The following is a 26,150-nucleotide window of genomic DNA, read 5'->3' as shown; positions in this document are numbered from 1 at the left end:
AACCTCAACACCGCAGACCATGACCGATACGGGATTCGCACTGACGCCGGAACAACGCGCACGGATGGCGCTCGGCATGGAGGCCGCTTGCGTGGCCGTCGTCGTTGAGCCCGGCGCTGGCCTCGGACCCGACGCGGTACGTGCCGCGTGGGCCGCGCTGCCGGCACGGCACGAGATGCTGACGATGGCGACCGGTCAGGTCGAGGGCTTTCGCGGGGTCCGCCATTTGCCCGAGGCGCCGCCTAAGGGGCTGCCGTGGATTCAGTTGCATGCGCCGGGCCATTCGGCGGATGCCGCCGCACTGGCGATTGCGGCAGAGCCGATGCCGGAACAAGCCGCGGCGCAGCAGGCCAATGCCTGCGCCATCTGGCTCACTTGCGATGCCGCCGCCGATGTCGAGGGCGAAACGGGCAGTGGCGTGCGGCTCATCGTGATGGCGCGTGCGTGGATGTTCGACGAGGCCAGCATCGTTGCACTCGTACAGGCGCTGCTCGTCGATGCGCAAAATGCCCACGCGCAGGCGACGCCGGACGACGACGCGCCATTGCGCTATGAGGACTTTGCCTCGTGGCGAGACAGCCTTGTCGAGGGCGAAGACGGACTTGACGGTCAGGCCTACTGGCGTCGCTATCTGGACGAAGGCGGCGCCCCGCACGACGGCGTTCGACTGCCGGCGCGTCATCAGGCGGGGGCGTCCAACGCACCAGCGCAAGACGTGCCATGGCACGCCGCCCGACGCCCCGTATCGGCGGAGATCGGACAAGCGTTGGTGGCAATCGCCCAAGCGCGCGGCACCGCGCCAGACCTGTTGTTGCAGGCCGCTTGGTGGGCGCTGCTCGCGCGCATTGGCGGCCAGTCGCCGGTCAACGGCACGGTGTGTCATGACTGCCGCACGGACTATGGGCCGCTCGTGGGCTCGCTCGGCGTGTTCGAGCGCCGGTTGCCGGTACGCGTGCGCCTCGACGATGCGCTTTCGCTGATAGACACGGCCTGCCACCTGAACGAGACCATCGACGAACATCGTCATCGGCAGGAGACGGTACCGGCGAGTCTCACCAGTCACGGGCTCGCGTCGTTGCGCACGCTGGTGTGGGATTCGGCCGCCGGGCAGGCGCGTCTGGTCGGTGTACACGCGCCGCTCGGCAGGGCCGAATGCCATCTCGATCTGGTAACGGATGCGCGGGGCGCGCTCTCCCAATTCACCCTGACGGGAGACACGTCGGCGTATCCCGCCGAGGCGATCGATGTGCTGGCAGACCAGTATCTGACGATGCTTGCGTCGCTTGCTGCTCAAGCGTCGCGTGCCGATGCGCCGTGGCGGCAAATCGACATTACGTCGACCGTTCAGCAATCACGCTATATGAACTGGTCGGGGCCCACGCTCGCGGTGCCGGACGAGACCGTCATTCATGCATTGCTACGTCACGCGCAGGACACGCCCGACGCCAATGCCGTCGAGGGCGAGGGCAGGCGCCTCACATGGTCCGAGATCGCGAGCGAAGTATTGACCGTGTCGGCTAATCTTCAGGCACGCGGGGTGCGCACGGGCGACACCGTGGCGCTCGCCATGCCGCGCTCGGTGGAGATGGTGATTGCCTTGCTCGCAACGATGCGGGCAGGGGCCGCTTATGTACCGCTCGATCCGTCGTGGCCAGCGGCCCGCATCCACGCGGTGCTGTCGCAGGCCAAGCCAGTGTTGGCGGTCGCGGCACCACCGTTCGAACCCGAGGCGGAAGCCACACCGGTACCCGTCGTACCGTTCGCGGTGCTGGCACAGCCAATGGCCGGCGACGCCACGCTAGCCGCCCCGCGCGCGGCGGATCGCGCCTACGTCTTATTCACCTCGGGATCGACCGGCGTGCCGAAGGGCGTACCGATCGGGCATCGCCAACTGGTGAACTACGCCCACGCGATCGCCGACCGGTTATCGCTCTCTCCCGGTCATCGCATCGCCTTGACCTCGACTGTCGCGGCCGATCTCGGCAATACGGCACTGTTCGGTGCCATGGCTGCCGGGGCGTGTCTGGTCGTCGCCACTGAAGCCGATATGGCGGACGGTGCCGCCTTCGCCCGATTCGTCGGCCGCACAGGCGTCGATCTCGTCAAGATCACCCCGTCTCATCTCGACGCATTGGTGCAGATTGCCACGCCCGTGTTGCCCGCCACCGTCGTGCTCGGCGGGGAGGCGACGTCACAAGCGCTGGTTCGAACGCTGCGGAAAATCCGCGCCGACGTTCGCGTCGTCAATCACTACGGACCGACGGAGACCACGGTCGGGGTGCTGACCCATGACTGCGGTGATGCGGCACCGGGCGATCACGACATCGGCACGCTGCCGCTGACCCAGCCCCTCGCGAATTGCTATGCGCGCGTACTCGACGACGACCTGTCGATCACGCCGGTCGGCGCCCGCGGGATGCTCTATATCGGCGGCGCGCAGTTGACGGACGGCTACCTCGGCCGCGACGCCCGGGAAGGGTTCGTGGACGACCCGTTCAAACCGGGCGCACGGCTCTACCGCACCGGCGACGTCGCACGGTGGTTGCCGCAGGGCGGGATTCAATGGCTTGGCCGTGCCGACGAACAGGTGAAGATTCGCGGCCACCGTGTGGAGCCGGCGGAAATCGAAGCCGCGTGCCGCGACATTCCGGGCATCGCGCAAGTGGCCGTGCGCACTTGGGGCACTGGCACACAAACGCAGCTCGCTGCCTACGTGGTGGCGCCGGGGATCGCCGATGCGCAACAGCGCGTCAGTGAAGCGCTGGCGAATCGACTGCCCGGTGCATGGGTACCGGCGTTTGTCGTGACGCTGGCAGCGATGCCGCGTCTGGCCAACGGGAAGGTGGATCGTCAGGCACTGCCGGACCCCAGCGTCACAGAACAGGCGGGCGAGGGCACTGCCGTCGACGCCCCCCCGCAGACACCGCTCGAAATCTGGTTGGCCAAGCGCCTTGAAGACTTGCTGGGGCGCGCACCGATTGGCGTGACGCGCAGCCTGTTTGCGCTGGGCGGCGACTCGCTGACCGTCATCCGTTTTGTCGCCCGTATCGGCGAAGGGCTGCATATCGAGGTGCTGCCCGGGCAGGTCTTCGCCACGCCCACGATTCGCGGGCTGGCCAGCGCACTGCAAGCGCGCCCGGACGGCGGTGATGGACTCGTTCGCCGTGCGCAGGCACGGCTGGCGTTCGACGCGTTGCCGCCGGAAGCCCAAGCGGCTTGGCTGGCGCGTGCGCGTCAGGCAAGTGGCGCTGCGACCTGAGCGGCGGGAAAAACCAACAAACAATCGGCGAGATCCCCCCGGGCATGCCCCGGGTGGTTTCCGAAATCATTTCGTTGTCATGAAGGTCCGGCCCGTTCTCGTTGTGAATGCAAATGAGAACGGTTATTATTCCATTTCTATTTTTACGTCGGGACAGCGCGCCTGATCCCGATGCAGCATGCGCCGCTGAGAGCGCGCCACCACACGTCAAGGGGAAGGTTGCACATGAAGTCGATTCACGGGCAGTACCGAACAATACGGAGGGGCGCACTCACACCGAGTCGTACAAGTCTGGCGGTCATGCTGCTGCTTTTGGGGCATGCCGCTGCTGCACAGGCGCAGTCACAGACGCAATCACAGACGCAATCACAGTCGCAGTCACAAGCCGCACCGGTCGCGTCACTGCCGGCGACCAATGTGGCCGACCAGCGCGACGCGGTGGCCGAGGCGCTGAACCCACCGACGACGGTCGGCTCGAAGATCCCGATGACGGCGCGCGAAATTCCGCAATCGGTGTCGGTGATCACGCAGGAGCAAATCAGAGAACAAAACTTCCAGACGCTCAAGGACGCCATGCAGTACGCGCCGGGCATCACCACGTTGCAGAGCGACTCGGACCGTGTGCAGTACTACGCACGCGGCTTCCCGATCACGTCGTTCCTCGTGGATGGCACGCCGTCCTTCGTGAACAGCAGCATGTCGGTCACGGCCGATACGTTCCAGCCCAGTCTGGCGATCTACGACCGGGTCGAAGTGCTGACCGGGCCGTCGGGTCTGCTCAATGGCTTTGGCGCACCGGGCGGTGCCGTCAACCTCGTGCGCAAGCACGCGCAGAAAGAGTTCGAGGCCAGCGCGACGCTGAGCGGCGGCACGCGCGGTAACAGTGGCGCCACCATCGACGTCGGTGGCCCGCTCAACCCGTCGGGGTCGTTACGCGGGCGCGCCGTCATGTCCTATACCGGCGCCGATGGCGTGCAGGACACCACCAACACGCGCAACAAAGTGCTGTACGGCACGCTGGAAGCCGACCTGACGTCCACGACGTTGCTGCGCGTGGGCGCGAGCTACAACGAGTACACCTCGAACGAGCCGTGGATCTGGGGCATCTACACCGACGGCACGTACGGCAATCTGCCGCGCGGCCACTACTACGGCGCGGGCTGGAACCGCGATACGTTCCGCACCACGGACCTCTTTGCCGAATTGCACCAGAAGCTCGGCGGCGGCTGGACCGCCAAGGCCGTCTTCGATTACGTGTATTCGCGCTCGACCACGCTGCAAGCGAGCCAGTTCAATGCGTGGGATCCGGCAACGTACACCGGCGACATCAGCGCGACGAACAACGTGGTGAGCGAGGGCAAGACCAATATCGACGTGTCCGCAACCGGCCCGTTTACGTTGTTCGGCCGCACGCATCAGGCCACCATCGGCGCCAACTACATGCGCATGGTCGAGCATCAGTCGCAGTACTACGGCACGCCGGACAACCTGTTCAACGTCTCGAACGTCAACCTGCTGAACATCCTGTACCCGATGCCGGTGTTCCCGGGCACGCCCGACACGGTGAGCCGCAACAACACCTATGCCAAGCAATACGGCATCTACGCGCAGACGCGTCTCTCGCTGCTCGACCAGTTGACCTTGATTCTTGGCGGGCGCGTGAGCTGGTACCAGTCGAAGTTCGCGGTCGATCCGACGTACAACGTCTTCAACATGAACGGCAACTCGCTGGGTAACGCCGGCAAGTTCACGGGCTATGCGGGGTTGGTGTACGACCTCAACAAGACGTGGTCGGTCTACACCAGCTATACGAGCATCTTCCAGCCGCAGGACAACCTGCTGACGACCTCGGGCACGCTCATCAAGCCGATCACGGGCGACCAGTACGAAGCCGGGATCAAGGGCGAGTTCATGGACGGCCGCTTCACGACGGCGTTCGCGGTCTATCAGATCAACCAGTCCAACCGGGCGATGATCGACCCGAACGACCCGACCCAGTCGCACTACGTCGCGCTGGGCAAAGCCCGCACGCGTGGCTTCGAAATTTCGGGCACGGGTGAGCTGCTGACTGGCTGGAAGCTGTTCGGCAGCTACACGTACAACAACAGCCAGTTGGAAGACTCGAACAGCTTCGACACCATCGCGTCGCCGTTCTCGTCGATCTCGCCGCACAACATCTTCAAGCTCTGGACCAGCTATCGCCTGCCGGGCAGTTGGAATGGGCTCACCGTGGGCGCGGGTGTGACCGCCGTGAGCGAGACGTCGACGACACGTAACGGCTTTACCGCCAATCAGGGCTTCTATGCCGTGGTCGATGCGTCGATCAGCTATGCGTTCACGAAGAAGACCTCGCTGTCGCTCAACGCGAACAATCTGTTCGACCGCGATTACTTTGCGGCGGCTTACGCACGCGGCCAGCCGCGCACCGTGATGCTGACCCTGCGAACCGCCTATTGATTGACTGATCGACGGTTTGAAAAGGGTGCAGGACCTCTGGCGCGCGCCAACGTGCGCCAGATTGCTGTTCCGGCCCGTGCGCATTGCGCGGGCCGTTACCGGAGGATGCTGGCATGGCCATGGAAGATCTCGACCGCGCGCTGCTGGAACTGTTGATGCTCGACACGCAAGCGTCGCCGGCCAGCGGTTCCGAGACCGAACGCGAGCGCACGAGCCAGCGCATCGCCGAGCCTGTGCCGTCGTCGTCTGCCGTGTCGCCGTCTGCCGTGCCGCTGTCGTTCGCGCAACGCCGGCTCTGGATGGCGCAGCAGTTCGCCCCGGACGACGATGCGTACCACATCGCGCGCGTATTCCGGCTCAGCGGCGGCAGCCCCATCGATGCGAACGCCGTGGAGCAGGCGATCCGCACGGTCATCTCCCGCCATGATGTATTGCGCACCGCCTTCGCCATGCAGGACGGCGAGCCATCGCAAACGGTACTGCCTGAAGTGCCGTTCGCCATGACACGTCTGGACTGGCGCCACCTGCCGGCCGCTGACATCGAAGCACGCGTCGCCGCATTTGTTACAGAGAACGCCCGTAAGCCCTTCGATCCGGCCGCCGCCCCGTTGCTGCGCGTGAGCTGGATCGATTTGCCGGACCGGCAGCACGTGCTTGCCGTCACCATGCACCACCTGATCTCGGACGCGGCATCGAACGACGTCTGGGCGCGCGAGTTCGCACAGGCTTATCTGGCTGTGGTGCAGGGCACCGACCCAATGGCGGCCCTGCCGTCGCTGGCGATTCAATACGCCGACTATGCGCAACGGCAGCACGCGGGGATTGTCAGCGGGCGTTGGCAGACGGCGCTCGATGGCTGGCGCAAGGATCTCGCGGACGAGTACGGGCCGTTGCAACTCCCCGCGCCGCTGGGGCGCGAAGCCGGTGTGCGCCGTGGTGTCTTGCGTCATCCCCTTGATGCATCCCGGCACGCCGCATTGACTGCGTGGTGCCAGCAGGCAGGCGTGACGCCGTTCGTCGCGCTGCTCGCGCTCTGGCAACTGACCTTGCGCCGGTACCACGGCGAGGGCGATTTCCTCATCGGCGTGCCCGTCGATGGCCGGCATATCCCCGGCACCCCCGACTTGATCGGCTGCTTCGTCGGCACGCAGGTTTACCGGGCCCGTCATTGCCCGGCACAGTCGTTACGCGCGTGCGTCGAAGATGTGAATCGCACCCGGGTGGCGGCGCTCGACCGTCTCGATGTTCCGTTCGAGTTGGCGCTGGAAGCCGCCCGGCGCAGCGGTGGCAGTATTTTTCAGACGATGTTCAACTTCAGCCAGTCGGACGCCGCGCCGCAGTTGCGGGTTGGCGACGTGCAGGTCGACGTGCTCACGCTGGCCAACGACACGCCGCAATTCGACCTGACGCTGGCGGTCGACTGGCATCGGCTGGGTGCTGATCTCGACCTTGAATACGACCGTGATCGGGTCGAGGGTTCGCTCGCTCATGCGCTGCTCGATGACTTCGGTGGCTGGCTAGATGCATTGGTCAGTGCCGCCGATACGGCAACGGGCGCCATCGTGCTGGCACAACGGGCAGCGGCGCATCTTGCGGCGGATTGCCTGCCGGATGAGGTCGCGGCGAACGCCCACGATGCGCGGCTCGACCCGGTGCCTGTACGCATTGCGTCGCGGGCAGCGCAAGACCCGTCGCGGCTGGCGGTCGTTTGCGGCGAATCGCGTCTGACGTACGGCGAGTTGTTGCATCGCGCCGATGCGCTGGCGCGGCGTCTCATCGCCGATGGCGCAGGGCCTGACGCCTGCATCGGGGTGGCGCTCGAACGCTCGGTCGATATGGTCGTCGCCGTCCTCGGCGTGCTCCGCGCGGGGGCGGCCTACGTGCCGCTCGATCCTGAATATCCCGTTGAGCGTCTGGCCTATATCGTGGCGGACAGCGGCTTACAACGGATCGTCACGTGCCCTGAAGTCGCTGCCCGGCTCGCGTTTCCGGCGGAAATTCGAACCTTTGGGGTGGATTCCACAGACGTAACGACGACCGGCGCAAATATTGCCGCAGACGCGCTGAACGCGACCGTACTGCCCGAGCATCTGGCTTATGTGATTTACACGTCGGGATCGACCGGGCGCCCCAAGGGCGTGATGGTGCGGCACGCCGCGCTGTCGAGCTTCATTGCAAGTCTGGGCGAGCGGCCCGGGCTGACGGCCGAGGATCGCTGGGTCGCAGTGACGTCGCTCTCGTTCGATATCGCGGCACTGGAGTTGTACCTGCCGCTCGTCAGCGGCGCGCAATTGATCGTCGCGGACAAGCACACGACACGTGATGGCGTGGCGCTTTCGCGACTGCTCACGGACAGCCGGGCCACGGTGCTTCAGGCGACCCCGGCCACTTGGCGCATGCTGCTCGATGTCGAGGCGGATGCATTGCCAGCAGAACGTTCAACGCATCGGACACGTCAGCCACGTAAGGCACTTCAGGGATTGAAAGGGCTGTGCGGCGGCGAAGCGCTGCCGCCCGATCTGGCGCAGTCGTTGCTGGCTCGCGGCGTTGCCCTGTGGAACATGTACGGGCCTACCGAGACGACGATCTGGTCGCTGGTTGCTCGCGTCGACGGCGATAAGACCACCCTCGGCGCGCCAATTCGTGCCACGCAGGCGTGGGTGCTCGACGCCAGCCTCAACGAGACGCCGGCCGGTGTTCCGGGCGAGCTTTATCTGGGTGGCGAAGGGTTGGCGCGCGGCTACTGGCAGCGCGCCTCACTGACGGCGGAGCGCTTTGTCCCGCATCCGTTCGCCGCCGACGGTGCGCGGTTGTATCGCACCGGCGATCTGGTACGACGCCGCGCCGACGGCGATATCGAATTCATCGGCCGCATCGATCAGCAGGTGAAGATTCGCGGTTTCCGCATCGAATTGGGGGAGATCGAAGCCGGGTTGCTGACCTGCGACGGCGTACGCGAAGCCGTGGTGACGGCACACGCGGGTGCGGCGGGTGTGCGTCTGATCGGCTATGTGACGGCGTTGCCCGGCGCACAGCCGGATGAAGCGGACTTGCGCCGTGCCATCGGCCGCACGCTGCCTGACTACATGGTGCCGGGCCGCGTGATGGTGATTCCCGCCATGCCGCTCACGCCCAACGGCAAGATCGACCGCCGGGCCCTGCCAGTGCCGCAGCAAGGTGACGCCGCCCATGAAGCGCCGCAGGGGAGCGTCGAATCGCGGCTCGCCGACGCGTGGCGTTCGGTGCTGCGTCTCACGGACGACGCGCGCATCGGCCGCGACGACAACTTCTATGCCCTCGGCGGCGACTCGATTCTGACACTCCGGGGCGTCGCGCATGCCGCGGCAGCCGGCATTCAATCGACGCCTCGGCAATGGTTCGAGGCTGCGACGCTGCGCGCACTGGCAGCGTCGGTGACTCACGAGGTATTGCAGCAAAGCCGCCCCGAGATGCTTGTTCGTGACGATGGGCGTTTGCGCGTTGCCGCCTCGCACGCTCAGCAGCGGCAGTGGTTCCTTTGGGCGTTGCAACCCGATAGCTCGGCGTACCACATCACCGGCGCCATGCGGCTGAAGGGCGCACTGGACGCCAACGCCGTCCGTCAGGCGTTTGCAGGGATGGTGGCGCGGCACGAAGTGCTGCGGACGACGTTCAGCGACAAGACCGTCGACGGCGACGACACCGAATTGCTTCAGATCGTCCACGCCGACCTGCCATTCGAATGGCAGCACGTCGAGGCCGCCACGCAAGAAGAGGCGAACCGAAGGGCCCAGACGTTCAACGACACCCCGTTCGATCTGCGCACCGGACCGCTGTTGCGCGTGGCACTGCTGGCGTTGCCCGGTGAAACGGTTTCCGAACACATCCTGCTGGTGGCGATGCATCACATCGTCGCGGACGGCTGGTCGATCGATATCGTGCTGCGCGAGTTCGTCGCGGGATATCAGGCGGCCGTGGCAGGGCAAGCACCGAGCCTCCCCGTACTGACCTTGCAGTACGCCGACGTCGCCGCATGGCAGCGGGGCCGACTCGCAGCGGGCGAACAGCAACGCCAGCTTGACTGGTGGCGGGCCGCTTTAGGCGAAGGCGAGACAGCACCCGTATTGCTGCTGCCGTCGGACCACCCGCGCGAACCACTGGCGCAGTACACGGAAGCGTCCATACCGTTTTCGCTGCCACCGGCGTTGACGGCCGGTGTCCGTGCTCTCGCGGCGGCGCATCGGGCGACACCTTTCATGATCGTGCTCGCGGCGTTCCAACTGCTGCTCTCGAGGCACAGCGGCCTGCGCGATATTCGCGTCGGCGTACCGATTGCCGGCCGAGAGTTGCCGGAAAGCGCGCCGTTGATCGGCCTGTTTATGAACACGCAGGTGTTGCGCGGCCGGCTCGACGCCTCGCAAACCATTTCGGAATTGATCGACCGAACGCGGACGCACGTGCTGGACGCTTCGGCCCATCAGGCACTGCCGTTCGAAGCGCTTGTGGAAGCGCTGGCCCCGGAGCGCAGCCTGACGCACACGCCCTTGTTTCAGGTGCTGCTGAACTATCAACGCGACGATGCCAGTGCCGTGCAGGCGCTCGATGGTCTTCATGTGGAACGGTATCTGCCGCGCACGCGCGCCGCACAATTCGAATTGACGCTGAGCGCGCATGAACTGGCATCTGGCGGACTAACCGGCAGCTTTGATTACGCTCGCGAGCTATTTGCACCGGACACGATGGCACGCCTGTGCGATCAGCTCGTGTCGCTTCTGGCAACGTTCGTCGCCGCGCCGGATACCCGCTTGGGCGATCTCGCGATACTGACCGGCGACGCGCATCGACGCCTCATCGAACACGGGGAAACGCCGCTGGCCTCGGCAGGGTTCCTGCCGGTGCATCGCCGCTTCGAGGCACATGCGGCCGACGATGCCGACGCGCCCGCGCTGGTGCACGACGGCGTGACGCTCTCCCGCGCGGCGCTCGACGCACGCGCGAACCGTCTGGCCCATCATCTGATCGCGCTGGGCGTGAAACCGGATACCCGCGTCGGCGTCGCCTTGACGCGCTCGGTCGACATGATCGTCGGCATTCTCGCCGTGCTCAAGGCCGGCGGGGCCTACGTGCCGCTCGATCCGGACTACCCGCCGCAACGGCTCGCCGACATGCTTGCCGATAGCGGCGCGGCAGTGGTGCTGGGCCACGCGGCCAGCGCACACGTGGCGCTGCCCGACAGCGTTGTGCGTATCGATGTCGATGTCGATGTCGACGCGCTGCTGAACACCCCCGATACCGCCCCCGACGTGCCGCTGTTGCCGGCGCACTTGGCCTACGTGATCTACACATCAGGATCGACCGGTAAGCCGAAGGGCGTCGCGATCAGCCACGGCGCGCTCGCCGCGCAGGCGCGCGTGTGGGCGTCGCTGTGCCAGTTGTCTGCCGCCGACCGGGTGTTGCAGTTCTCGACGATGAACTTCGATGGCTTCGTCGAACAGCTTTTCCCCGCCCTGCACGTCGGCGCCGCCGTCGTTTTGCGCGGTCCGCAGTTGTGGAGCGCTGACGAGTTCGTTACGAACGTGGCACGAGATGGTGTCACCGTGGTCGATTTGCCGACGGCGTACTGGAACGTGCTGGTGCAGGCCTTGGATGAAGGCTTCGACCCGCGATCCCAAACGGCACCGCTCGCGCAAGTCCGCCAACTGCATGTCGGCGGCGAAGCGATGTCTGCGCAGGGGCTGCGGCGCTGGCGCGACCATGCGCATCTGGGGCACATTCGGCTGCTCAATACCTACGGGCCGACCGAAGCGGCCGTCACGGCGTCGGCATGGGCAGCCTCCGGCGAGGCCAACGCCCATTCAGCCAGCGTGCCAATCGGACGCGCGCTGCAAGGACGGCGTTTGTACGTCGTCACCCCTGATATGACACTGGCGCCGCAGGGCGCAATCGGTGAATTGCTGATCGGTGGCGACCTGCTTGCACGCGGCTATCTTGACCGTGCCGCCCAGACCGCCGACCGTTTCGTGCCCGATCCGTTCGGTGCCCCGGGCAGCCGGGCCTACCGCACCGGCGATCTGGTTCGCTGGCGTGCGGATGGTCAACTGGACTACGTCGGACGCGCCGATTTTCAAGTGAAGATTCGCGGGTTCCGTGTGGAACTTGGCGAAATCGAAGCGGCATTGCTCGCGCAGCCGGGCGTACGAGAAGCGGTCGTGACCGCCTTCGACAGTGATGCCGGCACACGCTTGGCCGCCTACGTCACAGGGCAGGGCGGGCGCGCGCCGGATGCCACGGTTTTGCGCGCCGCGCTCGAAGCCGCCTTACCTGCACCGCTCGTGCCCTCGGCCATCGTGCCGCTCGATGCACTCCCGATGACACCGGGCGGCAAGCTGGACCGTCGCGCGTTGCCCGCGCCGTCGTTCGAACTGGGCGGTTACGTGGCGCCCGCCGGCGAGCGCGAACTGGCCTTGGCGGAAGTCTGGGCCGAGGTGCTTGGTCTCGCGCGCGTCGGCCGTAACGACAACTTCTTCACACTCGGTGGCGACTCGATTCTGGTACTGCGAGTGGTGGCGCGTGCCGCCGCGCGCGGTATTGCCGTCTCGCCCCGGGAGATGTTCGTCCATCGCTCGCTGGCCGCATTGGCAGCGGCGTCGCTGGCGGCAACCGGGGCTGTGCTGCCGCCGGTCACTCGCACCCGTCATTCGCGCTCGGCATTGCCCATGTCGCACGCCCAGCGCCGGCTGTGGTTCCTCTGGCATCTGCAACCGGATAGCAGTGCCTATCACGTGGCGGGTGGCATCGGCTTGCGCGGCGAATTAAATGAAGCGGCCGTGCGGCACGCCTTCAAGGACATCGTGGCGCAGCATGAAGTGCTGCGCACGACGTTCGAAGTGCCCGACGGCGCGACCGAGGCCGTGCAGGTCGTTCACGAAGCCCCCGACTTTGCGTGGCAGGTATTCGACGCACAGTCCACAGAAGCGCCTGCCATGGCGCAGGCCTTCACCGATGCGCCATTCGACTTGCAGCGCGGGCCATTGCTGCGCGTGGGTCTCATGCGATTGAAGGGCGCGGCGCCCGATGCCGACGCGCCGGACTTCGTGTTGTTGATCGCCATGCACCACATCGTGGCCGATGGCTGGTCGGTCGGCGTGCTGCTCGATGCGTTCGTCGCCGCCTACACGGCGCATTGCCGTGTCGGCGCTGAAACGCCTGCCCCGGCGCGCGCCGAGTTGCCCGTTCAGTACGGCGATTACGCCGCGTGGCAGCGCGAAACGTTTGACGGCGTCGAACGAGACCGGCAACTGGCGTACTGGCGCGCGCTGCTCGGCGATGTCCATCCGGTGGCCGATTTGCCGCACGACCATCCCCGTCATCCGACGGGTGAGTATCAGGCGGCACGGCACCTGTTCCAACTCGATACGGCGACGGTCACGTCGGTGCGTGAGACGGCGCGTCGCCACGGCGTCACGCCCTACGTCGTGCTGTTGTCGGCATTTCAGGCGCTGCTGCACCGCTGGTGCGCGCAAAACGAAATTCGCGTGGGCGTGCCGGTCTCTGGCCGTGACCAGCCCGAGGTCGCCAACCTGATTGGTGTCTTCATCAACACGCTCGTGATGCGCGCCGACTTCCCGGCGCATCTGCGCGCAGGGGAACTGGTCAGCCTGACCGGCGAGCGCACGCAGCAGGCGCTCGATCACCAGACGCTGCCGTTCGACAGTCTCGTCGATGCGCTGTCGCCCACGCGCAGCGTGAGTCACACGCCGCTGTTTCAGGTCATGTTCAATCACCAGCGCGAGGACTATCGCGTGTTGCGTGAGCTGCCCGGCCTCACGACCCGGCATTTCGACACGGGTGGCGAGGCCGCCCAGTTCGAACTGACGCTAAACGTCAGCGAGGCATCCGACGGCGCCATCGCGGGCAGCTTCACGTATGCCCGCGAGCTGTTCGAGGCGTCGACAATGGCACGTCTGTCGAGCCAGTACGCAACCATGCTGTCCGCCCTGTGCGCTTCGGACGACACCGTGATCGACGACATCACGCTCATCGACACCGAGGCGGCAGCGCAACTTCACGCGTGGGGCGTCGCGACCGATGACTTCGCAGCCGACGCGCCGGTACACGTCCGAATGTCGGCGCAAGCGCGTCGAACGCCGGATGCGATCGCCGTGCACGGTGACGACGCGTCGCTGACGTATGCCGCACTGGAGCGCCGCAGCAATCAACTGGCACACGCCTTGATTGCACAGGGCGTCGGGCCGGATGTGCCCGTAGCCATCGCACTCGAACGGGGTGCCGGCATGCTCGTGGCGCTGCTGGGCGTGCTCAAGGCGGGCGGCTGCTACGTACCGCTCGACCCGGGGTACCCGGCAGAACGTCTGCGCTACATGCTCGACCACAGCGGCGTGACTCGGCTCATCACGCAGTCGTCGCTCAAGGCGACGTTGCCGATACCGGCCGGTTCGGCGTGCCTGTTGCTGGATCGCTTCGACGGTGAGACTTACACCGGCACCGCCCCCGACATCACCGTCGGGCCGGAGCATCTGGCGTATGTGATCTACACCTCGGGCTCGACCGGCAAGCCGAAAGGCGTGATGGTGCGCCACGGCGGGCTGTCGAACTTTTTGTCCAGTCTGGCGCAGCGTCCCGGGCTGACGGCAGACGACCGATGGGTGGCGGTGACGTCGCTCTCGTTCGATATCGCTGCGCTCGAACTCTTCCTGCCGCTCACGCTGGGTGCCCAAGTGATTGTGGCGTCCCGCGAGACGGCCCGTGACGGCTTTGCGCTCGCCGCGTTGTTGCAGCAAAGCGGCGCGACGGTGCTGCAATCGACGCCTGCGACATGGCGCATGTTGCTCGCGGCCGGCCGGCCGTGGCCTGCGCTGCGCGCGCTGTGCGGCGGCGAGGCGCTGCCGCCGGATCTGGCCGATGCCCTGCGCGCGCGTGGCTGCGAACTCTGGAACTTGTACGGTCCGACCGAAACGACGATCTGGTCGATGCTTGGCCGCGTCGTCGGCAAACCGGTGCTGGGGCAGGTGATCGCGGGGACGCAAGCGCGCGTGCTCGATGCCCGGCTTCAGCGGGTGCCACCGGGCGTGGCCGGCGAGTTGTACCTTGGCGGCAGTGGTCTCGCGCGCGGTTACTTTGGCCGGGCAGACCTGAGCGCCGAGCGCTTCGTTCCCGACCCGTTCTCGCCGGACGGCAAGCGGTTGTATCGCACGGGAGATCTCGCACGCTGGAAGCACGACGGCACGCTCGAATTCCTCGGCCGCACCGACCATCAGGTCAAGATTCGCGGACACCGGATCGAACTCGGCGAAATCGAAGCGCGTCTGGCCGCGAGTGAAGGCGTCGGGGCGGCGGTGGTCGTTGCGCACGAAAGCGCCTCCGGTACGCAATTGGTTGGGTACGTGTCACCGGCGGGCGGGGTGGTGGATGCCGATGCCATGCGCAACGCGTTGGCCGCGCAACTGCCGGACTACATGGTGCCCGCCGTCATTCTTTCATTGCCCGCATTGCCGCTGACACCCAACGGCAAGATCGACCGCAAGGCGCTGCCTGCACCGGACATCGCCCCGCGACACTTCTCCGCCCCACAAACGGCGGACGAGACGCTGCTCGCGGGCGTCTGGCGGGAAGTGCTGGGCGTCGAGCGCATCGGCCGCGATGACAATTTCTTCGCATTGGGTGGCCATTCGCTGCAAGCCATGCAGGTCGTTTCTCTGCTGGCCACGAAACACACGAGGGCGCTCGCACTGCGCGATGTCTTTGCCGCGGCGACGTTGTCGGCGCTAGCCGAATGCCTGACACAGGCCTCGCCGGGTATCGATACCCCGTTGACCACCGTCGCACCGATCCCCGTGCGAGACGACCGCCAGCGCGCGCTGCTTACGCAGGGGCAGGCGCGCCTCTGGTTCCTTTGGCAACTCGATCCGTCGAGCGCCGCGTATCACATGACCGGCGCATTCCGACTCGACGGGCAACTCGACACGCAGGCGCTTGCACTCGCCGTGGCCGACGTCGTCAAGCGCCATGACGTGCTGCACAGCCACTTCGAAGCGGTCGACGACACGCCGTGGCAAGTCGTGGATGCCCCCGATGCGTTCGGCTGGGCCGTTGAAGACCTTGAGCGTAGCGGTGCCACACTGAGCGATCGTCTTCAGGCGCTGTCGTCCAGACCGATCGACCTGACGCACGGGCCGATTCTGCGGGTGACGCTGCTGCGTCTCGGCGCCACCTCACACGTTCTGCACTTCGCGACGCATCACATCGTTGCCGACGAGTGGTCGGTCGGCGTGCTGGCGCGCGACTTCGGCCAAGCTTATACGGCACGGCTGACAGGCGACGAACCTGCTTTCACGCCGCTTGCTGCGCAGTATGGCGACTTTGCCGCATGGCATCGCGAATGGCTCGACGACGCGCGTGAATCGGCGCAACTGGCCTATTGGCGAGATCGGCTCGGCGACGAGCACCCGGCACTGGAATTGCCCGTAGCACGCAAACGGACCGGCTTGCGCGCGGATCGCGGCGCGCGCCTCACCGCCGAGCTGCCGGGCGACGTCAGCCAACGGGTGCGTGCGCTGGCCCGCCGTCATGGCACGACGCCGTTCACCGTGCTGCTCAGCGCATGGCAACTCACGCTTTCCCGTTACGCCGCGCAGAAAGACGTGCGCGTGGGCGTGCCGGTGGCGGGACGCGTACACCCGGCCACCGACGATCTCGTCGGCTTCTTCGTCAACACGCTCGTCATTCGGGCGGAATTGGCCGGCGTGCAGACGTTCAGCGATTTACTCGCACAGACGCGCGACCGCATGATCGAAGCGCAAGCCCATCAGGACGTGCCGTTCGCGCGCCTTGTCGATGCATTGCAGACGCAGCGCAGCCTGAGCCATACGCCGCTGTTTCAGGTGATGTTCAATTACGGCGCGCGGGCCGGCAAGCCAACGTCGCTGCCGGGCGTGCAATTCGGGCTGCTGGCCAACGAAGCGGCAACGGCCCGGTTCGATCTGGTCCTCAATGTTTTTGAGGACGACGCGTTCGGCCTGTCGCTGACTTACGCGTGCGACATTTTCGAACGGGACACGGTTGGCGAGATGCTCGCCGGTTACCGCACAGTGCTCGACCGGCTTGTCCGCGACGAGGCAATGCTCGCGCCGCCTGAGGTCGCGCTGGGCGACGTGCCGCTGATCGACGCCCCGGCGCTCGTCAATGCCAAGCCGGGTCGTACAGGAACTGACAAGCCATGGCGCCCGGTCACGCAGACGTTGATCGAAACGGCGCGCTCGCACGCGGGCAAGAACGCGGTTCACTGTGAAGGCGAAAATCTGACGTACGCCGCGCTCGACGCATGGTCGGCGCGGGTTGCCCATCGGCTCATCGCCTCGGGTGTGAAGCGCGAGGAGCGGGTGGGGTTATGCCTGCGGCGGTCCGCAGCGGTAGTACCCGCGCTAATCGGCGTGCTGCGCGCCGGTGCCGCGTTCGTGCCGCTCGACCCGGAGTATCCGGCCGACCGTCTGGCTTACATGATGGAAGATGCGGGCGTCTCGCGCGTGTTGACCGATGCCGACACCCGCGACGCACTGGCCGCGCTGTTTGTGCAACGTGAGGCGATCGATATCGATCAACTCAGACCGGCACAGGGTGAAGGTGAAGGTGAAGGTGAAGGTGAAAGCGATGCGCTGCGGAGCATCGATGAACACGCAGCCCTACACGGCGACCAACTGGCATACGTCATCTACACGTCGGGCTCGACCGGGCGTCCGAAAGGGGTGGCCGTCAGTCACCGCAGCCTCGCACTGCACCTGAACGACTTCATCACGACGTATGGCATTTCCGTCGCCGATCGCCAGTTGCAGTCGTCGACCATCAACTTCGACGTGGCGTTGCACGAGATGCTGCCTTCGCTCATGCAGGGCGGCAGCATCGAGATGCGCGGCGCGAAGCCGTGGGACCTTGCGACCACCAATCGCCAACTGGTCGCGCAGCAAGTGACGTTCGCCCGGATTCCGACGGCGTACTGGCAGCAGTGGCTGCACGAGCCGCCTGACCCGGCCTCGCTCGCCTTGCGCCAAATTACCGTCGGCGGCGAAGGCTTGCCCGGCGATGCCCTGCGGCAATGGCGCAGCGGGCCGCTTGCCCACATCCGTCTGGACAACCTGTATGGACCGACCGAGACCACGGTCGCCTGCATGTACCGGCCGACGCAAGACGCCGACTGCGCGCAGCCCATCGTGTCCATCGGCGGCCCATATCCGTCGCGCGATGTCTATGTGTGTGACGACGCGGGCAACGCGTTGCCGCCCGGCGCGCTCGGCGAGTTGTGCATCGGCGGCGAAACGCTGGCCCGCGGATATCTTGGCCGCGCGTCGCTCACGGCGGAGAAGTTTATTCCAGACCCGCACCGCAACGACGGCGCACGCCAGTACCGTTCCGGCGACCTTTGCCGTCAGCGGCCAGACGGGACCATCGACTTCCTCGGCCGCATGGACCAGCAAGTGAAGCTGCGCGGCTTCCGGATCGAGCTGGGCGAGGTCGAAGCGGCGCTGCGCAGTGTTCCGGGCGTGCGGGAAGCCGCGGCCGAACTGCGAGGGCAGGGGGATGACCGCCAACTGGTTGGCTACGTTACCGGCGATGCCTCACTGTCCGACACCGATTTGCTACGTGAAGCGCTTCAGACACGTTTGCCGGGCTTCATGATTCCGGGCGCGTTCGTGCGGCTCGAGGCGTTGCCGCTGATGCCCAACGGCAAACTCAACCGCGCCGCGCTGCCGGAGCCGACCGTGCGCAAGGCGGACGAGGCAGCGCAAGGTCCGGTGACGCCTACGGAGGCGATGTTGTTCGACGTCTGGCGCGACACGCTCGGGCGCGACGGCTTTGGCCGGCACGATAACTTCTTCGCCATCGGCGGCGACTCGCTCGCGGCACTCAAGGTGGCCACCAACGCACAGCGTCGCGGCTTCGGTCATTTCTCGCTGGAAGGCCTGTTCGCGCATCCGACGATTGCCGGGCTCGCGTCGTGGCTGGACGAGACCACACAAGGACGGCCGGCGAATATCGTCACGCTCAACCGGGCGGCGGCCACACAACTGTTCGCGATTCACCCCGGTTACGGCCTCGTCGGCGAGTACCGGCCATTGGCGAGCGCACTGGACGGCATGGCACAGGTGCACGGCGTGCAATCCCCGATGTACACGGATGCCGCATGGGCCCCGGCGTCGCTCGACGCGCTGGCATTGGACTACGCGACCGCCATTCGGCGCGTGCAGCCCACGGGGCCGTACCGGTTGCTCGGCTGGTCGAGCGGCGCCGCCATCGCGCGTCATGTGGCGGGCGTGCTCGTCGCGCAGGGGGAAGTCGTCGACTTCCTTGGCAGCGTGGACGGCGAAGCGCCCGAAGGCGCTGAGTCGCTCGATGCGCCCGCACCCATTGTGGATGTCGCCAAGACCTTACAGATCGACGACGCAGAGATAGATCATTTGCTGGCCGCCATGCAGGCCGACGCGGGGCGTTGGCAGGGCGTGATCCCCGAAGGCGACGACGGACGGCAATGGCTCGCCACCGTACTGCGCATCGGCAAGCATTTCGACGCCGTCTCGGCCGCCGCGCACGATGCGGCGCCGTTGCCGGTGCCGATGCACCTTTGGCTCGCCCGCCGCGACGGCGACACGACGAATGCGCTCGATGCGATTGCCGCAACCCGCGCGTGGCGGGCGCAGGCCGGACACGTCACCGTCGAGACCTTCGACACCGATCACACCGGTATCGTGCGTCATCCGGATTTCATCGCGTCGCTGCATCGTGCACTCGGCGCGCTGCATCCACAGGACACCTCGGCAGGCAATCGCTCATGACATTTCGCTTCAACCCTTCGGATCGTCATCGTCACACCGCCACACGTCTCGCCCTTGGCGCGCTCTGCCTTGCCGTGCTGGGTGGCTGCGCGGCGGATGCTTCGCGTTCGCCCGCAGTCGCAGGCAGTGCGGCGCCGCAGCGCTATCGCGCCCAAATCGAGCGGACGACGGACGGCATGCCGCATATCGTCGCGAACGATTGGGGAAGCCTCGGCTGGGGGGCGGCGTATGTGCAGGCACAGGATGACCTCTGCACGATGGCGCAGGCGTTCGTCACGTATCGCGGCGATCGGTCGCGCTACTTCGGCGCGCAGGGCAAGCAACCCACCGCATCGACGCTGGGCGATCTCGACAATCTCGATTCCGATGTCTTCTTCCGGCTGGTGGCCGACAACGCGCGGCTGCAAGCCTACCGTGAAGCCCAGACGCCGCAATTTCGCGAACTGGTCGAAGGTTTCGCCGCGGGCTATAACCGCTATCTGCAAGACTGGCAGCGCAACAAGTCCACGCCGTCGCACGCGGCTTGCCGCAGCGAACCGTGGGTGACGGCCATTTCACCGGACGACGTCTACCGGCGCCTGTTCGCGGCCAATCTCGCGGGCGGCATGGCGCGGTTTGCCGGCCGGGTGGCGAGTGCGATGCCACCGGGCAAAGCGTCAGGGGTACCGCAGCCGCAAAGCCGCACCTCGCCGGCCGGCAAGCTTGCATTGCGCGAAGGGGAGTTCGACGTCGGTGGCGGGCGAGGCATCGGCAGCAACGCGCTCGCGTTCGGCGCGCAGGGTAGCGCGGGCACACAGTCGGTGCTGCTCGGTAACCCGCACTGGTTCCTCGAAGGGCCGGACCGCTTCTATCAAATGCGCTTGACCGTGCCGGGGCAGCTCGACGTCAGCGGCGTGTCGTTTCTGGGCGTTCCCGTGGTCATGATCGGCTTCAATCGCGACGTCGCGTGGACGCACACGGTGTCCGCCGCACGGCGCTTCGGCCTGTTTCAGTTGTCGCTCGCGCCGGACTCGGCGACCACGTATCTGGTCGACGGCAAACCTGTCGCCATGACGCCCGTGACCGTGACCGTGCCGGTTCGTGAAGCTGACGGCACGGTGCACACCCAAAGCCGCACGCTTTACCGCACGGCGCTCGGGCCGGTCGTCAATCTCGGCGCGATGTCGCCCGCGTTGCAATGGCGGGCCGGTGCCGAGGGCAAGCCCGGTCAGGCGTTCGTGATTCGTGACATCAATGCCGACAACTATCGGGTGTTCGCGAACTTCCTCGCATGGGGACGTGCGACGTCGCTCGACGATTTCGTCGGAATTGCCCGCCGGCAGGCCGCCACGCCATGGGTCAACACGGTCGCGATCGGTCGCGACGATCCGCGGGTGTGGTTCGGCGACGTCGGCGCAGTCCCGAACGTGCCCGATGCGCTGGCCGCGCAATGCACACCGCCGCTGGGCAAAGCGTTCGCCGCACAGGCACCGGGCGTGCCGTTCCTCGATGGGTCACGTTCCGCGTGCGGTTGGCAGTCCAGCGCGGACGCCGCCCAAGCCGGGGCATTGCCCGCCGACGCGATGCCGCAGTTGTTCCGCCACGACTACGTCGCGAACATGAACAACACGCACTGGATCGTCAACCCCGCGCAGCCGCTTACCGGTTTTGCCGCCGTGACGGGTGGTGAGCGCACGGAGATGGGGCTGCGGCCACGGCTGGGCTTCCGTCTTGCTGACCAGCGCATTCATGGCAGCGACGGCCTCGGCGCGCCCGGGGCAACGGCAGACAGCGTCGCGCGCGCTGCGCTCGACGCACGTTCGATGTCCGCGCTGCTGTTCAAATCCCAAGCGGTGGCCGGTGCCTGCAAGCCCGATGGCGGCCGTCAGATCGTGTCGGTGGAACCCTCCGAAAATGATCAACGCGCAACACCAACGCGAGATGTCGACATCGCCGAAGCATGCCGCGTGCTGCAACGCTGGGACAACACCGCCAGCCCGTTCGCGCAGGGTGCTGTGCTGTGGGACGCATGGTGGGCGCAGATCAAATCGGTGCCGGAAGACAAGCGGTTTGCGGTGCCGTTCGATCCACTGCGTCCGCTCGATACCCCCAACACGCTGAATGTCGACGGCAAGACGCTCGCCAAATGGCTCGGCGTGGCCGTGCTGCGACTGCGGGAGGGCGGTTTTACCCCCGATGCGGAAACCGGTTCGGCCATGTACGCCGTGCGCAACGGCGTGCGAATTCCGTGGTTCGGCGGCTGCGACGACGAAGGCTATTTCACGTCGGGCTGCAATAGCGATGCCCGTATCGAAGACGGCGCGCTCAAGATCGACGCGCACGCGTTCTCGAACAGCTATCTGCAAGTGGTGACATTCGGTGCGAACGGCGGACCGGTGAACGCGCGCACGCTGATGGCCGGTGCACAGTCCGACGACCCGGCCTCGGCGCACTTCACCGACGGCACACTGCGCTACAGCAAGCAGGCATGGGTTGCCCGCCCGCTCGACGCCACACGCACTGGTGACGGCGGACTGTGGCTCGACAGCGCGCAGACCACCCCGGCCTCGTTGTCGGACTCGACGCCGGTGAACACTATTCCGGCGCGTTGGCAGGCGTTGTCAAAGCAGGGGATGCCAGCGCGCGAAGCGAGTGAGTTGCTTGGCACGTCAGAAGCAGACCTCGTTGCCGCAGAGCAGGGCAGTGTGATCGTTCCCCTGCGAATGGCGCCCTCGGATTTGCAGGCAATGCGCACCCGCCTTCATCGATTGGGGCGCATCGAGGTGATGGTGCGCACGGCGCATGGCATTGGCGAGCGGGTCGTCCGTTCGTCGAAACCGCTCTTTGACGCTCGTGGCAACGCGAGCGATGCACTGGACATGACGATCGACCCGGCACGCTGGGCGTCCGCGTACGCCGTCACACGCTACTACGGCCCGAAACGCGAACCCTATCGGCAACTGCAATTCTTCGACGCGCAGGGGCGCAATATCGCCAAAATCACGTCCATGGACGAGCAACACGTGACGGACTACGATGCATTCGTCGCCGCATTTCGTGCAACAGTCACACCGGGCACGCCCGGCACGGCGAACGACGTCGCGGCCCCAGCGTCGCCCGGTGCGTCGCAGGAACGTGCCGCTGCCAAGCGTTGCCAGCGTTCGGATCAGGATGGCCGCCGGGCAAGACTGGCGTTGGCGGACGCCCTCGACGCCGCCAAGGCGGGTGGCTGGCCGGTACGAATCGACGTCAGCAACGATGGCGCGTCGCTGGCGCAATCAGGGCGCATCAAGCAAGTCAGGAATATCGGCGGTGGTTGGCTGAGCGTGCAGATCCGGGACTTCACGCTGCACGTGCGTGTGTCGGGAATCGCCGCGAGGTGTGATGACCTCGGCAACAACGACGGGCAAATCACATTGCTCGACAGCCGGGGCGTGCCGTCCGTCTCACTGTCGCTTACGCAGCAAGCCACCGCACAACAGCACCAACGCTGGCTTGCGGTGTGGCAGGAAACCCCCTCGGCCAGCGCCGGCCGGGCGGTCTCGCAGAACGCACTACCTAGATAACCCCCAATGACATTACCGCTCGCGCCGGTCTTACCGAACGTCGCGCGCGGACAAGAACCACTGGAAAGTTGCATGAAACGTCGTAGTTTTTGTGCCGGCGCAGCTGCCTTGTTGGCGGGTGCCGGCCCTTGGGTCCACGCGGCCGGACGCCCAATAGCGGCGTCCGCGTCGCCTGCGTCCTCGTTACGTATTCTTGCGCCCGATCGCGGCGCCGTGTCGTCGCTGCTCGCGCTGGGTATCGAGCCTGTCGCAGGAGCCGACCGCGCGTTTTACGATTCGATGGGTGCCGAGCCGCGCATGCCGCCGGGGATGAACATCGTCAACAGCGGCGACCCGATCGAGCCGAACCTCGAACTGATGATCGAGCTGGGCATCAACTGGTGCGTCACCGTGACCACACCGCAGATCGCTCGCGAGCGTATGGGCGTGGTCGCGCCGGTCACCCATCTCGACATCTTCACGGGGGCGACTGGTGCCCTCGACCGTGCAGCCGACGGGCTGCGCACGCTGGCGCGCATGACTGGCCGCGAGGAACAAGCGGCCGCCTATATCGCGCAAGTCGAAGCGCGCATGGCCGAGGTCGCCAGAACGCTGGCGGCGAGCGGCCGTCCGGCGCAACGTCAGACCTATCTGGTGACACTCAACGATGGCGGCCGGTCAATGGTCGCGTATGGCCGCAACAGCATCATGTGGGACGTGATGACGCGGGTTGGCCTGCGCAACGCGTGGACGCGCAGCACCAACGAGTACGGGTTCAGTGTCGGTGGCGTCGAGCTACTGGCGGAAGCGCCGGACGCCGACATCGTCGTGGTGGATTTCGGCGCGTCGACGACGGCCGCGTTACGCCAACTCGCCGTCAGCCCGTTCTGGAACCGACTAGCGTCTGTGCGGGCAGGGCGTGTTTATCGGATACCGCTCATCGATCTGTTCAATTCGTATCCGTCGGCGACGACACTGTTGCGCGGACTTGACGGGCTCATCCGCCGGGAGGACTTCCGTCATGTCTAGCATGGTCATCCCGACCCCGATGCCACCGCGCGAGAAGTCGCCGCTGTCGTTCGTTCTGCTCCTCTTTGTCCTTGCGCTGGGGCTTACGTGGCTCAACCTGCGCAACGCGTTGCCGGCCACCGGCTGGCGCGGCTTGCTGCCCGGTGCCGATCCCGACGACATGAAGCGCGTGGTGATCGAGTATTCGTTTGCCCCCCGTCTTGCCGTATCGCTGCTGGCGGGCGTCGCGCTGTCGCTCGCGGGCGGCCTGTTCCAGCACGTATTGCGCAATCCGCTCGCCGAACCGACGACGTTGGGCGTTGCCGCCGGCGCCAACCTCGCCATGACGGTCACGACGTTGTGGTTTCCGTCGCTGTTGATCGAACATCGCGACGCCGTCGCACTGGGCGGTGCGGTCGCTGCGTTCGCGCTGGTATTCGTGATCGCGTGGGCGCACTCGCTCTCGCCGCTGGTGCTCATTCTCTGCGGTCTGGTCGTCACGTTGTGTGCCGGGTCCATCGGCTCGGTGCTGTCGTTGTTCTTCCATGAAGGGCTGCTTGGCGTTTTCGTCTGGCAATCGGGCGCACTCAACCAGAACAGCTGGACCATCGCCGAGCAGTTGTTGCCACGCGTCGCGCTGGGTGCCGTGGCCGCCGCATTGCTGGTGCGGCCGCTGTCGGTGATGGCCGTCGGCGACGACGCGTCGCGCGCGCTCGGCGTGTCCCTGCGCTGGTTGCGGCTGGGGGCGCTGTTCGTCGGCACTTTGCTGTGCGCATGGATCGTGAGCGCGCTGGGCGTCATCGGCTTCGTGGGGCTCGCCGGACCGGCGCTTGCGCGCCTTGCCGGGGCCCGCACGCTCGGACGACGCCTCGCGTGGGGGGCCGTCATCGGTGCTTTGTTGCTGTGGCTTGCCGATCAGATCGTGCAATGGCTCGGCCTGTGGATGCCGGAGATTCCGACCGGTATCGCCACGGCGCTACTGGGGGCACCGCTGTTGTTGTGGCTCCTGCCGCAACTGCATGACAGCGCGCATGTGCATCGTCATGAGGGGCCGGTGGTGCAGCGTGCACAACGCAATCTATGGGTCGCCGTAATCGGCGCCTTGCTCTTGCTTGTTGTGATGACCGTGGCGGCCATTCTCGTCTCGCGCGGTTTATCGGGCTGGCGGCTGGACACTTTCGAGTCGCTCGGCCGCCTGCGGTCGCTGCGCATACCGCGCGTGGTCGGGGCACTGGCCGCGGGCGCCATGCTGTCGGTGGCGGGCATTCTGATTCAGCGTCTGACGGCGAACCCGATGGCCAGCCCCGAAGTGCTGGGCATCTCGTCGGGCGCATCGCTCGGGCTCATCGTGCTGTTGTTCGCGGTGAATTCGCCGTCTCAGGCGATGCAGCTTGCCGCCGCGTCGGCCGGCGCGTTTGCGGCGCTGGGGGCCATGTTTCTCTTGGCGCGGCGCAGTGGCTTTTCGCCTGAACGTCTGATCCTGACGGGCATTGGCATCAGCACGGTCTTCAGTGGGCTTGCGTCCCTGATGATGGCCAGCGGCGATCCGCGCATGGCGATGATGCTCGCGTGGATGGCCGGCTCCACCTACGGCGTGGGCGCGACGCAGGCCACCGTCGCACTGGTGATCGCGGTCGTGCTGCTGCCGCTGGTGTTGTTTGCCGCCCGCGCGCTCGACATTTTGCCGCTGGGCGAAGCCGTCGCCCGGTCGGTCGGCGTGAATGTCGGACGCTCCCGGTTCGCGTTGTTATTGGCGGCCGCCGTGTTGAGTGCTGCTGCCACGCTCATCATCGGCCCGATTTCGTTTGTCGGGCTGATGGGGCCGCACATCGCCAGATTGCTGGGACTGCAACGTCCCGTGTCGCAGATCTTCGGCGGCGCGTTCGTCGGTGGCGCGATGCTCGTGCTGGCGGACTGGATTGGCCGCAACGCGTTGTTTCCTGACCAGATGCCGGCGGGCCTGTTGGCCACCTTCGTCGGCGGACCGTATTTCCTGATGCTGATCTGGCGGGACCGCGCCTGACGCGACCGCCGACGATCACATCGAACCGAATTACATCGAACTGCGCAAGACCGGAT

The 26,150-nt window shown here is 66.3% G+C and carries 6 protein-coding genes; all 6 read left to right on the top strand.

Annotation, left to right across the window (positions count from 1 at the left end; genetic code table 11):
• Positions 1 to 19 precede the first annotated feature (19 nt).
• Complete coding sequence (locus tag PIN31009_RS11975; protein ID WP_150790400.1) at positions 20 to 3,259, top strand: non-ribosomal peptide synthetase; 3,240 nt, start codon at positions 20 to 22, stop codon at positions 3,257 to 3,259.
• A 300-nt stretch (positions 3,260 to 3,559) separates the two neighbouring features.
• A complete protein-coding gene (locus PIN31009_RS11970) occupies positions 3,560 to 5,716 on the top strand; it encodes a TonB-dependent siderophore receptor (RefSeq protein ID WP_174997133.1) in 2,157 nt (718 codons plus the stop codon).
• Between the two features lie 113 nt (positions 5,717 to 5,829).
• Positions 5,830 to 19,539 (top strand): non-ribosomal peptide synthetase, encoded by a 13,710-nt coding sequence (locus PIN31009_RS11965; RefSeq protein WP_150790398.1) that lies wholly within the window; start codon positions 5,830 to 5,832, stop codon positions 19,537 to 19,539.
• On the top strand, positions 19,536 to 23,084 hold the full coding sequence (locus PIN31009_RS11960) for a penicillin acylase family protein (protein ID WP_150790397.1): 3,549 nt from the start codon (positions 19,536 to 19,538) through the stop codon (positions 23,082 to 23,084). The genes PIN31009_RS11965 and PIN31009_RS11960 overlap by 4 nt, the downstream gene beginning before the upstream one ends.
• Before the next feature lie 72 nt (positions 23,085 to 23,156).
• The gene (locus PIN31009_RS11955) at positions 23,157 to 24,092 is read left to right on the top strand and encodes an ABC transporter substrate-binding protein (protein ID WP_174997131.1); all 936 of its coding nucleotides are present in this window, start codon (positions 23,157 to 23,159) and stop codon (positions 24,090 to 24,092) included.
• Positions 24,085 to 26,094: a Fe(3+)-hydroxamate ABC transporter permease FhuB gene (gene fhuB / locus PIN31009_RS11950; RefSeq protein ID WP_150790395.1), complete on the top strand. Its 2,010-nt coding sequence runs from the start codon at positions 24,085 to 24,087 to the stop codon at positions 26,092 to 26,094. Before PIN31009_RS11955 ends, fhuB begins: the two co-directional genes overlap by 8 nt.
• The last annotated feature ends 56 nt before the right edge of the window (positions 26,095 to 26,150 follow it).

Origin of the sequence: Pandoraea iniqua, from assembly GCF_902459685.1 — a bacterium.
Taxonomy (GTDB): domain Bacteria; phylum Pseudomonadota; class Gammaproteobacteria; order Burkholderiales; family Burkholderiaceae; genus Pandoraea; species Pandoraea iniqua.
Note: the sequence above shows the minus strand (reverse complement) of the source record. Positions and strands in the feature narration are given on the sequence as shown.

What these genes read in the sequence shown, in the direction of transcription:
- PIN31009_RS11975 (WP_150790400.1), top strand. Translation starts at nt 20, where the DNA reads ATGACCGATACGGGATTCGCACTGACGCCGGAACAACGCGCACGGATG.
- PIN31009_RS11970 (WP_174997133.1), top strand. Translation starts at nt 3,560, where the DNA reads ATGCTGCTGCTTTTGGGGCATGCCGCTGCTGCACAGGCGCAGTCACAG.
- PIN31009_RS11965 (WP_150790398.1), top strand. Translation starts at nt 5,830, where the DNA reads ATGGCCATGGAAGATCTCGACCGCGCGCTGCTGGAACTGTTGATGCTC.
- PIN31009_RS11960 (WP_150790397.1), top strand. Translation starts at nt 19,536, where the DNA reads ATGACATTTCGCTTCAACCCTTCGGATCGTCATCGTCACACCGCCACA.
- PIN31009_RS11955 (WP_174997131.1), top strand. Translation starts at nt 23,157, where the DNA reads ATGAAACGTCGTAGTTTTTGTGCCGGCGCAGCTGCCTTGTTGGCGGGT.
- fhuB (WP_150790395.1), top strand. Translation starts at nt 24,085, where the DNA reads ATGTCTAGCATGGTCATCCCGACCCCGATGCCACCGCGCGAGAAGTCG.